Source organism: Burkholderia sp. AU39826, assembly GCF_020419965.1.
GTDB lineage: Bacteria > Pseudomonadota > Gammaproteobacteria > Burkholderiales > Burkholderiaceae > Burkholderia > Burkholderia semiarida.
This window is the reverse complement of sequence record NZ_JAIZQG010000014.1, coordinates 51,841-63,729: the sequence shown is the minus strand read 5'-3', so window position 1 is coordinate 63,729 and position 11,889 is coordinate 51,841. Positions and strand designations below refer to the sequence as shown.

Here is an 11,889-nt window from a genome sequence, read left to right as displayed (position 1 = left end):
CCAGCAGGAATGTTTATATCGAGACGCGCGGTGCTACCATCCGCGTCATGAAAAAACGCCTCGAACCCACGCCGCGCGACGTGTCCGCGCCTGTCGAACCGGCTGGAACGCCCGGTGCACGCGCGCCTGTAGGATCATCGGCGCCGCCGGCTACCGCTGTGGCGGGCGTGCGGCGAAAAAAAGCGCCGGACCAGGTGCGCGCGCAATTGCTGGCGGCTGCGTCGGAGATCGCGACGCATCACGGCGTGGCCGCATTGACGCTCGATGCGGTGGCCGAGCGTGCCGGCGTGACGAAAGGCGCGCTGCAATATCACTTCGCGAACAAGCAGGGGCTGCTGGATGCGCTGTTCGGGCAGGCGACCGAACGGTTCGGCGCGCAACTGGCCGCGCGGATGGAGGCCGATTCCCGCGGCGACGGCGCGGCGGCGCGCGCGTATCTGCACGCGGTGCTCGATGCCGCCAATCCGGCTGCGAGTATCGACGTGCTGCGCGTGCTGGTCGCGTCGATGATCACCGAGCAGGACACACGCGCTCGCTGGTCGGTGCCGATGCGCAAATGGACGCGACCCGACCCGGTGCCGCTCGAGCGGGCCGCGACGCTGATGATCTGCCGGCTCGCCGCCGACGGGTTGTGGATTTCCGAACTGCTCGACAGCGTCGAGCTGTCGGCCGAATTGCGCGCGGAGATCGTTCGGCAGCTCGATGCGATGAGCAAGGGCGTGTTTCCGAAGTGATGCGCGGCGCGGGAATCGATCGTCGAATTCGGAGAAGCCTGGCGCGGGAAAGCCGGGGAACGGAAGCAGCGTCTGGCGGGCGCGCATCACGCGCGACGTGATGGTGATACGCGGATAGGCTGAGGAATCCGTTTCAATCGGTTTCGGCGAAAATCCTTCCGACCGGTGGAAGGAAGAAGTCTATCGTCCGGATATCGATGTGCGTTCTCGCACGCCGCACAAGAAACCGGGCTATCGGATGTAAGCGCGCATCGCCGGCGCACGCGCTTCGGCACAGGCAGCCTCGCAACCGCCCTTGCCGAAGCGGCGATGGAGCACCGCCGGTCCTATTTCGACGCGGCGCGCGTGAACGGCCGGAGCAGCCTGCCCGCCGCCTGACGCGCGATCATCCAGCCGGGATAGCAGGGCGGCAGCGCGCTCGCGGCATCGAGACGCGCAAGCAGAGTCGGCCGGACACAATGCGGGGCGTCGGTCGGTGGCGCCCCGCACGCACGTCGGAATGTCAGTGGCCGCGTGACTGGCCGGTACGAAGCTGGCCGGCAATCATCGCGGCGCGTGCGTCATAGCGGCGGGCCGTTTCGAGATCGCGCGGCAATTTCCGGATCGCGCGTCAGGTATTCGACGCTTACGGCGACGCGCTCCGGGTCTTCGATGCAGGCGAGGTGCTGCCGGGGATCGCGGCACCCGCGCGACCCGTCGGCCGACGAGATCCGTTCGAGGTCCGGCGACGGCCGGTAGCAGTGCTGCATCCGCCTCTCTCTGTCGCAATCGTCCAGATTCGCGTCGCGTGCGGATAAAAGCCGTCCGTTTCCCGCGCCGTTAACGTGTTCGCAGCCCCGCGCCGCGCATTGCGCGATGGCGCGCGTCGTTCGTGTTCCGGAATTCACCTCCGCCGCTGGCCGTGCCGGGCCGGCTCAAGGGAACGTCATGCGAAAACAACTCACTATCCGTGGTGGCCTCCTCGCGACCATCGCCGGCTATACCGTGCTGCTCGTGCTGGTGGTCGGCGCCTGCATCGCGGCCCTCTACATGGGCAACGGCTCGCTCGAGGCGATGTATCGCGACGATACCGCGTCGCTGCTGCACCTGAAGACCAGCTCCGAGCGCATGCTCGTGCTGCGCGAACGCATGAGCGACGTCGCGCAGATCATCAGCGCCGGCCAGCCCGCGAAGGCGGAAGTCGCGCAACTCCACACGCTGCTCAGGCAGAGCAACGACGAACTGGACGCGTACGCGCGTCTGCACGCGCGCGACGCCGGCGAACAGGCGCTGTTCGACACGCTGCAGACCCATCGTCGCGCGCTGCTCGACCGCGTGTTCCTGAAGGCGCTGTCGCAGCTCGACGGCGACGACGCATTCAACTTTCTCGACACGCAGCGCACCGCGCCGCCCGCGCTGTTCGCGGCCTACCAGGCGGCGATCGACGCGCTCGAATCGTTCCAGGTCACGCGCCAGAAGGCGCGCTACGATGCGGCCGGCGTCAATTTCCACCGAATCGTGTGGGGGATGGGCGCGGTCGCGGTGCTGGCGCTCGTCGTCGGCTTCGTTGCGCAGCGCGTGCTTGCGAAAGCGATCATCGAGCCGATCAACCTCGCGGTCGACCAGTTCGAGAAAATCTCGAAAGGCGACCTGACCGGCGCGGTCGTCGTGCCGGGCGAGAACGAGATGGCGTATCTGCTGAACGCGCTGAAGCGGATGCAGGACGGCCTCGTCGATACCGTGAGCCAGGTGCGCGCGAGCACCGAGACGATCGTCGGCGACGTGCGCACGATCGCGAGCGGCAACGTCGACCTGTCCGCGCGCACCGAGCAGCAGGCCGTATCGCTGCAGCAGGCGGCCGCGAGCGTCGAGCAACTGACGGCGGCCGTGCGCCAGAACGCGGACAACGCGCGCGATGCACGCACGTACGTCGAGGGCGCGGCCGGCATCGCGTCGCGCGGCGGCGAAGCGATGCAGCGCGTCGTCGAGACGATGTCGGAAATCTCGCAGAGCTCCACGCGCATCTCCGGCATCGTCGGCGTGATCGAGAGCATTGCGTTTCAGACGAACATTCTCGCGTTGAACGCCGCCGTCGAAGCCGCGCGCGCGGGCGAGCAGGGGCGCGGGTTCGCGGTCGTCGCGACCGAGGTGCGCGGGCTCGCGCAGCGCTGTGCCGCCGCGGCGAAGGAAATTCGCGAGCTGATCGGCCATTCCGCGCGACGCGTCGAAGACGGCAGCGGCCTCGTCGCGCTGGCCGGCTCGGCGATGGCCGAGCTCGTCGCGGCGGTCGAGCGCGTCAACGCGATCATGGGCGAAACCAGCCAGGCATTCGACGAGCAGTCGTCGGGCATCGAGCAGGTGAACGCCGCTGTGATCCAGATGGAGCAGACGATGCAGCGCAATGCCGCGCTGGTCGAGGAGGCGGCGGCCGCGGCGCTGTCGCTCGACGAACAGGGCGCGCGGCTGAGCGCGGCGGTCGCGCAGTTCCGTCTGCACGAAGCGGCGCTCGCGTGACGGGCCGCCCGGGACTCAAAGCGACCGGGCCTTCGTCTCCGGCAGCAGCAGCACCGCCAGCAGCACCACGCCATAGGCCGCGCCGGCGAAGATCGCGATCGCCGACGCGAGCCCCAGCGAATGGCTCAGCATGCCGACGAGGCTCGGAAACAGCGCGCCGATGCCGCGGCCGAAGTTGTACGTGAAGCTCTGCGCATTGCCGCGTACGGTCGATGGATACAGTTCCGTCAGGTATGCGCCGACCCCGCTGAAGATCCCGCAGGACGAGAAGCCCAGCGGAAAGCCAAGCCACAGCATCTGCGCATTCGAAAGCGGAAGCGTCAGGTACAGGCACACCGACGCGAGCGACAGCACCGAGAACAACATGAAGTTGCGTCGGCGCCCCCACCAGTCGGACAGATACGCGCCGACGACATAGCCGCAGAACGACCCGACGACGATCACGAACAGATACGCGCCGGTGTCGAGCACGGACAGGTGCCGCTCGATCTTCAGGAAGGCCGGCAGCCACGTGGACATCGCATAGAAACCACCCTGGATGCCGGTGCACAGCAGCGCGGCCAGCACGGTGCGGCGCGCATGCGAACGCGAGAAGATCGTCCACACCGACGGCTGGCCCGCGCCTTGCCGGCGCGCGGCGTCGGCCTGCACGAACGCTTCCGGTTCCGCCACGTGCTTGCGCACATACAGCACGAGCAGCGCCGGCACGATGCCGACCCAGAACAGGCTGCGCCACGCGAGCGACTCGGGCAGCACCGAGAACGCGATGCCGTAGAGCACCGCCGCGCAGCCCCAGCCGACGGCCCAGCCGCTCTGCACGAGGCCGACCGCCTTGCCGCGATGGGCCGGTGCGACGGTTTCGCCGATCAGCACGGCGCCTACCGCCCATTCGCCGCCGAAGCCGAGTCCTTGCAGCGCGCGCAGCACGAAAATCTGTTCGAAGTCCTGCGCGAAGCCGATCGCGAGCGTGCAGACCGAGAACCACAGGATCGTGCCTTGCAATACCTTGACGCGCCCGTAGCGGTCCGCGAGGATGCCGGCGATCCACCCGCCCACCGACGAGAAGATCAGCGTCACGGTGCTCAACAGCCCGGCCTTGCCGCGATCGAGGCCCCACAGGTCGATCAGCGAGGCCAGCACGAAACTGAACACCATGAAATCGAACGCATCGGTCGCCCAGCCGGCGAATGCGGCCTTGAAGGCGCGCTTGCCGGCCGGATCGAGTTCCGCGTACCAGGACGAGCGCCGTGCGGCGCCCAGCGATGCTTGATCGGCTTGTCTCGTTGTCGTCATCGTTCTTGTTCGCCAGGTAGGAACGCCGCTATCGAAGCGCGGCAACCGAGGTGCGGGCGGCGAGCGCGCGCAGCACGACGTCCGGCGTGGCGGGGGCTTCGCGGATGCGCACGCCGGTTGCATGATGAATCGCATTCAGGATGGCCGCCGCCGTCGGAACCAGCGCCGGCTCGCCGATGCCTTTCGCGCCGTACGGGCCGATGGCCGTCGGCGCCTCGATGAAGATCGACTGCACGTCGGGCATGTCGTGCACCGTCGGAATCACGTAGTCGTGCAGATTGTTGCCCTCGCCGGGGCGGTACTTCTCCATCAGCGCCATGCCGATGCCTTGCGCGACCGCGCCTTCGATCTGGCCTTCGAGCAGTGTCGGATTCACCATCCTGCCGACGTCGTGCGCGGCCACGACCTTCACCACGCGCACGCGCCCGCTGTCGCAATCAACCGCGACTTCCGCCATTTGCGCGCCGAACGCGTAGGTCGCGTACGGCGTGCCTTGCCCCGCCGCATCGAGCGACGTGGTGGGCGGATCGAAGCTTTCCTCGGCCGCGATCGCGTAGCCATGCGCGTCGACCGGCAGCGCACGCAGATCGAGCGGACGGCCGTCGACGGCGATGCCGCACGCATCGGCCGAAATGCGCGCATCGGAAGCCGCGCCGGCGAACGCGAGCAGCCGGCGGCGCAGCATCGTGCCGGCGAGAAAGGCGGCGCGACCGGTGACGAGGGTCTGGCGCGACGCCGACGTGCGGCCGCAATCCGGCGACAGCGCGGTGTCCGGCCCGATGAAGTGCAGGCGGTCGACCGGCACGCCGAGTGCATCGGCGGCGATTTGCGGAATGACGGTGTTCGCGCCCTGGCCGGCGTCCACCGCGCCCTGGTGCAGGACGATCGTGCCGTCGGACCGGATGCCGAAGCGCACGGTCGACGGGTTCGGCAACGCGGTGTTGCCGCAGCCGTAGAAGAAGGCGGCCACGCCGACGCCGTGGCGCAGATGCCCCGGCGACGCCGCATTGAGCGTCGCGAGCCGCGCGTGTGCGTCGCGCCACGCGGGGCGCAGCGCATCGAGGCACGCGACGAGCCCCACGCTGTCGTCGAGCACCTGGCCCGTCGGCAGCGCGTCGCCGGGCCGCAGCGCGTTCATCGCGCGGAATTCGAGCGGATCGATGCCGGTCGCGAACGCGAGCTCGTCGATCAGCTGCTCCTGCGACATCGTCGTCTGCGGCACGCCGAAGCCGCGAAAGGCGCCGGCTGGCGTGACGTGGGTATGAATCGCGCGCGAGCGCGCCGTGTAGTGGGGAATCACGTACGGCCCGCCGGCATGCACGGGCACGCGGTTCGCGACGGCCGTTCCCCACGACGCGAACGCGCCGGTGTTGTAGTCGCCGTCGAACGTCACCGCGCGCAGCCGGCCGTCGGCATCGGCCGCCATGCTGGACGTGATGCGCGCCGGATGGCGCTTGGTCGACGTGGCCATCGATTCCTCGCGCGAGAACACCATCGCGACGGGCCGCCCGAGATGCCACGCCGCGATCGCGAGCAGCGGCTGGACCGTCATGTCCAGCTTGCCGCCGAAGCCGCCGCCGACCGCGGTCGCGACGACGCGCACCTGTTCGGGCGGGATCGCGAGAATGCGCGCGAGATCGGCGCGATGCGGATGCGGCGCTTGCGTCGACGAATGAATCTCGACGGTGTCGCCCACGCGCCTCGCCCAGCCGGCCTCCGGTTCGAGATACGCATGCTCGACGAAACTCGATGCGAACGTGGCCGTGACGACGTGGCGGGCGTCCCGTAACGCGCGCTCGGCATCGCCGCGGCGCACGAGCCCCTCGATCAGCACGTTGCCGGGGCGATCGGCGTGCAGTTGCGGGCTGTCGTCACGCCTCGCATCGTCGACCGCGAGAACCGGCTGCAGCGGTTCCCACCGCACCGGAAAGCGATCGAGGTCGAGCGCGGCGATCGCCGCGCGCTCGCCGACCACCAGCGCGACCGCTTCGAGATGGTGGCGCGCCTCGTGCTCCGCCAGCACGGGCTGGTCCGCATACGGGGTCGCGACGCCGTGCACGTTGAGGCCGGGCACGTCGGCGTGCGTGAGGATGCGATGCACGCCCGGATGCGCGTCGACGAATGCGGCGAGGTCGCCGAACGTGAAACGCGCGCGGTGATGCGGGCAACGCACGGCGCGCAGGAACAGGCTGTCGGCCGGATACGCATCCGCGCCGAAGCGCTGGCTGCCGTCGACTTTCCCGGGGCCGTCGAGGCGCGTGAGCGGGACGCCGACGGACGGCCCTTCGGCCGGCGCGGGCGTCCGGCCGCGCGCGGCCGCCCCGCAGCCGACCTCGGTCACGGCATCGACGATCTTCTGGTAACCCGTGCAGCGGCACAGCACGCCGTCGATCGCGGCCCGCGCGCTCGCACGGTCGGTGACTTCGCCGGCGTCGATCGCGGCCGCCGCCGCGGTGAGCATGCCCGGCGTGCAAAAACCGCATTGCACCGCCTGATGGGCGAGCAACGCGTCCTGCAGGCGGCTGCCGCACCGCGTGCCGTCGGCCAGGCCTTCGACCGTGACGATGCGGCGCCCCGCGACCTGCGCGACGGGAATCAGGCACGCGTAGCGCGCCTCGCCGTCGACGATCACCGTGCAACTGCCGCAATCGCCCTGACGGCACCCTTCCTTGGTGCCGAACTGGCGCAGGTCGGCGCGCAGGTGGTCGATCAGCCGCTGCGCGCGGTCTGCCGGCAGGCCGCGCCGCGTACCGTTGAGTTCGAACCAGTCCGGCTCGGGGCGAGCCGGAGCGCTGTCGTCCGCTGTCGTATCGCGTACGTCGGCAAGCGGGTCAGGCGGGGAGTGGGCCACGGGCGTTCTCCTCGATGCAGCATGTGAAGGCGCGCGACACGGCCAGCCGCGCGAGATGAAGGCGATGCACTGCCGTCGCGCGGCAGTCGTCGACCGGCGTCAGCTCCGCGAGCGGCGCCGCTGCGATCGTGTCGGCCAGGTCGTCGCACCGGCGGCCGGCCAGCGCGGCCTCGAGCGCCCGCATCCGGCGCGCGACGCCGGATGCGCCGCCCACGGCGACGGCCGCTGCCGCTATCGTGCCGGCGGCATCGATGCGCAGCCGCGCGGCGGCCGATACGACGGCGATCGCCGGGCCGTCGCGATTCGTGTATTTGATGAACGACGTGCGATCGTGCGCGGGCGGTTGTACGAACAGCACGGCAACCAGCAGTTCGTCCGCATCGCGCGCGACCACGCGGTTGCCGAGCAGGAATTCGGCCAACGGCAAGCGGCGCACGCCGCGCACGCTCGCCAGTTCGACGTGCGCGTCGAGCGCGAGCAGCGCGGGGATGCCGTCCGCGACCGGCGACGCGTGGCACACGTTTCCGCCGATCGTTCCCTGCGCCCGAATCTGCCGCGGCCCGATGGTCGCGGCGGCTTCCGTGAGCGCCGTCGGCAGCCATGCCGTGCGCGCGATCGCGGCCCACGTGCTGGCCGCGCCGATCCGGACGACACCGTCGCGCAGCGCGATGCCGTGCAGCGCGTCGATGCGGCTGATGTCCAGCCATGACGACCGGGCAGGCACGAGCGCGAGCTCCGCGAAGAGGTCCGTGGCCCCGCACACGATGCGCGGCCGCGGTTCGGCGGCGAGCGCGCCGAATACTTCGTCGAGGGTGTGGGCGCGAAGATAGTTCATCACGACGGTGTGGGAATCTTCATGATTACGCGCGCCGATCTCGGCACGCAACGCATTCAATCGCCGGTCGATGCATCCTTGCGGACGACCCGCAGCACGCTGTCGATCACGAACGCTTCCCAGCGGCGCATGGCATCCGGCGCATTCAGTTCCTCGCCGAGGAATGCGGACAGCGTATAACGGTTCGACGTATAAAAATACGCGGCCGAAATGATCAGCAGGAATACGTCGCGCGCGTTCAACCCGCTGCGGAACAACCCCTGTTCGACACCGCTGTCGAGAATCCGTGTGACGATCTGCACCGCGTGCGACGAATATTCGCCGCGCCGCTCGAGCTTCGACAAGTGCTTGCCCTGGTGCAGGTTCTCGGTATTGAGCAGCGTGATGAAATCGGGATTGCGCCAATAGTAGTCCAGTTTGAAGCGGATCACGGACTTCAGCGCTTCGACGGGATCCGAAGGATCGGGCGCCATCCTGAGCTCCGCCTCGTCCATCCGCCGGTAGATGCCCTCGAGCACCGCGACGAACAGCCCCTCCTTGCTCCCGTAGTAGTAGTAGATCATCCGGTCATAGGACTTCGCCAGCCTGGAAATCCGCTCCACGCTGCCGCCTTCGTAGCCGTAGCGCGCGAACACCTTGGTCGCCGCGCGCAGGATCTTGTCGCGGGTTTCCTGTGCCGCTGCCTCCCGGACACCGGTTCCGCGCACCGCCTTGCCTTTTGCTGCCTGAGTCATACCGTTCCTACGCCGGCACGGCCGCATGGCCATGCCGCATGAAAATACCCGAGATGGCGGCATTCCTTGAATTTGATACAGGGAACGCTACATGAATGTGAGGATTCTACTGATCTCGCGGGCGGTGCGCAACAAAAGATAAATATCGATATGAATCAACAATTTATGGTGGTGATTTGGGGGTGGTCGGCCGCCGGATAACGCGCTGGAAACGTATCTTCACATTTTTATTTCGAGAAAGTGCTGCTAACATTCGTTTGTGGAGTACTCACTACATGAAACGTAGAATTCAGGTCGGACGAGGCCGAAATCCGGTACGCGGGAGATAGACGCATGAACAACGAACTCGACGATTCCTGCAGCGCTTTCGCTGCGCGGACGGTGTGGAAATCGGCCGCCGACGCGGCCGGTCCCGACATGAGCCCGGTCCTCGACGAACTGATGGGTCGATCGCTGCTCGCGCCGGACATGCACGTGTTGCGTCACGTGTCGCGCGCGATGGCCGGCGAGGTGCCGCCGGCGGCGCGCATCGGCGCGCTGCTCGATGCCGCGATGCACGGCGTGGCGGCCACGTGGGGGGCGATCGCGGTCCTGCGCGAAGGCGGCTGGGAGCGGGCCGCCGACGCGACCGCGCCGAATGCGCCGCGCCGGGAGCGACCGCCGGCCGATCGACTGCCGGTTCCGATCGTCGCCGCCGCCGTGCACCTGCGCAACGGACTCGTGCTGCGCGACGCCTGCGCGGCCGACCAATGGCGCACCGACGACTACGTGCGCCGGCGCAAGCCGCGCGCGGTGATCTGCGTGCCGATCCGATGCAACGGCGCATTGCTCGGTGCGCTGTATCTCGAACACGGCGACTTGCCGGGCATCTTCACGCCGGCGAAGGTCGCGCTCGTGGAGATGATCGCGCTGCACGCGGGGTTCGTTCTGGAGAACCTGCGGTTGCGCGACGAGCTTGCCGCGCAGCACGCGCGGCTGTCCACGATGGAAGCGGCGATGCGCGACGCACAGTCCGAGATGGATCGCGTCGGCCGGCTCACCGCGTACGGCGAGCTGGCGGCGTCGATCGTGCACGAGGTCGCGCAGCCGGTCACGGCGATCGACACGTCGGCGCGCGCCGGGCTGAACTGGCTCGATCGCGGCGTGCCGAATATCGACGCGGCCCGCGAGATGCTCGCGCACATCTGCGCATGCGCGGTGCGTGCGCGGACCATCATCAGCGCGTTGCGCGCGAAGGCGCGGCAGGCGGCGCCGGTGTTCGCCGAGTTCGATCTCGCGGATGCACTGCGCGAGACGGCCGACATCCTGGAAAGCACGCTCGACGCGATGAAGGTGCGTTTGCGGATCGACGGATGCGCGGCGCCGCTGCCGATGCGCGGCGAACGCACGCAGTTGCAGCAGGCGATCATCAGCCTGCTGATGAACGGCGCCGAGTCCATGCTTCGCACGCCCGAGCACGAGCGTGTCATCGTACTGACGTGCGAGTCGGACCGGAACCGGGTGTGCATCCGGATCGACGATCGCGGCGACGGCTTCGATCCGCAGCTGGCCGCGCGTCTCTTCGAGCCGCTGTTCACCACGAAGCCGCACGGAATGGGCATGGGATTGTCGATCTGCAAATCCATCGTCGACGCGCATCACGGTCAGCTCGCGCTGACGCCGCGGCCGGACGGCGGAACGCGGGCGACGGTGACGCTTCCGCTGTTTCCGATGTGAGCGGGCCAGGCTCGATCGCGAGCGGATGCGCATGAACGGACCGGATGCCTATACCAACGTATGCGATACCTCATGCCGATGCATCACCCCGAACACCTGCAGATGCTATGGAGCGCGTCGACACATCCCCTTATGCTGGTTCCACCGGTACACGGATCGCAACGACGACGGTTTCGCGGCATGCGTCGCGCCTGATGCGCGAAGCTGCGCACGCGCGATCCGTTCGCATCGTGACGATGCAGGTCACCGGCACATGCGTAGTGGTCGACTCGATACCAGACATCCAAGGAATCCATCATGAAACTCCGACACATCGTCGTAACCGGCGGCCTGGCCGTCGTCCTGATCGCAGGCGTCAACCTGCGCGCGTTCGCCGACGAGCGGCTCGATACCGCCGGCGCGAACGCCGCGGTCACGTCCACGCCGGCGGCCGGCACGTCGAAGAAGGCGGTGCGGGCAGCCAACCGCACGTTCTCGCGCACGGTCGAGAAGGCGTTGTACCGGACGAAGGGGCTGGAAGGCATGCCGATCGCGGTGTTCGGCAACGCGGCGACCGGACGCGTCACGCTGTCGGGCCAGATCACGAGTGAAGACCAGGATCGTCTGGCGGTCGAGGCGGCGCGCAAGGTGCGCGGCGTCACGTCGGTCAACAGCCGGCTCACGCTGCGCGAGGAAGGCGGCGCCTGAGCGACGCGCGGGCGCATCGCCGGCGGCATGCGTGCGCCCGCTTTCATACGACTGACCCGATCGGTGGGAGAAAGGGTGATGGCGACACTGCCTGAAGCAGACATCATGATTCGCACGTTGATCAATGTCCTCCATCCTTCGCTGGAGCAACGCGACGTGTGCCTGCAGGCGCAGCGCACGCGATACAAGTCGCGTCGCCTCGGCTTGCGCCTGGACGACGACGATCGCGCATTCGCGCGAGACGAGCCGCTTTCCGCGATCGCGGTGATCGAGCGCCTTTCGTCGTCGTTGATCAGCGTGTCATGGAGCGATGCGCGTTCGGGGCGATACACCGAGCAGATCTGGTGCAGGAGCCGCGCGCGCGCGCCGGCGGTCTGCGCGTTGACGGGGCGCGCGATCGAGCGCGGTGACCGCGTGTTTCGTCCGCGCGCGAGCGATGTCTGCCTGAGTGCCAATCGGCAGCGCATGATCCTCGCCGCGACCATTGCGCCATGCAGCGACGCACCGGTGCACGACGCGGTCGAGCGGGTCGAGGCGGCCGCGTGA

At 68.4% G+C, this 11,889-nt stretch carries 9 protein-coding genes; 5 read left to right on the top strand and 4 right to left on the bottom strand.

The window, feature by feature from the left end; translation table 11 throughout:
• The first annotated feature begins 47 nt into the window (after positions 1–47).
• Both LGM42_RS22175 and LGM42_RS22160 read left to right on the top strand, forming a co-directional pair.
• Positions 48–734, top strand: a complete 687-nt coding sequence (locus tag LGM42_RS22175) for a TetR/AcrR family transcriptional regulator (protein ID WP_226233186.1) — start codon at positions 48–50, stop codon at positions 732–734.
• 927 nt (positions 735–1,661) lie between these two features.
• Entirely contained in the window at positions 1,662–3,227 is a 1,566-nt protein-coding gene (locus LGM42_RS22160) for a methyl-accepting chemotaxis protein (RefSeq protein ID WP_226233185.1), read from the top strand.
• Positions 3,228–3,242: 15 nt separating this feature from the next.
• Here LGM42_RS22160 and LGM42_RS22155 read toward each other — a convergent pair whose 3' ends face one another.
• Genes LGM42_RS22155 through LGM42_RS22140 form a run of 4 tightly spaced genes read right to left on the bottom strand, consistent with a single transcriptional unit; the run spans position 3,243 to position 8,940 of the window.
• Positions 3,243–4,520, bottom strand: coding sequence for an MFS transporter (locus tag LGM42_RS22155; RefSeq protein ID WP_099318246.1), 1,278 nt, complete (start codon positions 4,518–4,520; stop codon positions 3,243–3,245).
• Positions 4,521–4,548: 28 nt separating this feature from the next.
• The gene (locus LGM42_RS33250) at positions 4,549–7,371 is read right to left on the bottom strand and encodes a molybdopterin-dependent oxidoreductase (protein ID WP_226233184.1); all 2,823 of its coding nucleotides are present in this window, start codon (positions 7,369–7,371) and stop codon (positions 4,549–4,551) included.
• The gene (locus LGM42_RS22145; protein WP_226233183.1) at positions 7,352–8,206 is read right to left on the bottom strand and encodes an FAD binding domain-containing protein; all 855 of its coding nucleotides are present in this window, start codon (positions 8,204–8,206) and stop codon (positions 7,352–7,354) included. The genes LGM42_RS33250 and LGM42_RS22145 overlap by 20 nt, the downstream gene beginning before the upstream one ends.
• 56 nt (positions 8,207–8,262) lie before the next feature.
• Positions 8,263–8,940: a TetR family transcriptional regulator gene (locus tag LGM42_RS22140; protein ID WP_059579268.1), complete on the bottom strand. Its 678-nt coding sequence runs from the start codon at positions 8,938–8,940 to the stop codon at positions 8,263–8,265.
• Positions 8,941–9,273: 333 nt separating this feature from the next.
• Here LGM42_RS22140 and LGM42_RS22135 point away from each other — a divergent pair, with 333 nt between their 5' ends.
• The 3 genes from LGM42_RS22135 to LGM42_RS22125 all read left to right on the top strand — a co-directional run bounded on the left by LGM42_RS22135 (position 9,274) and on the right by LGM42_RS22125 (position 11,889).
• On the top strand, positions 9,274–10,656 hold the full coding sequence (locus LGM42_RS22135) for a sensor histidine kinase (protein ID WP_226233182.1): 1,383 nt from the start codon (positions 9,274–9,276) through the stop codon (positions 10,654–10,656).
• A gap of 297 nt (positions 10,657–10,953) precedes the next feature.
• The gene (locus tag LGM42_RS22130; protein WP_059579260.1) at positions 10,954–11,343 is read left to right on the top strand and encodes a BON domain-containing protein; all 390 of its coding nucleotides are present in this window, start codon (positions 10,954–10,956) and stop codon (positions 11,341–11,343) included.
• Between the two features lie 27 nt (positions 11,344–11,370).
• Complete coding sequence (locus LGM42_RS22125; RefSeq protein WP_226094161.1) at positions 11,371–11,889, top strand: DUF3331 domain-containing protein; 519 nt, start codon at positions 11,371–11,373, stop codon at positions 11,887–11,889.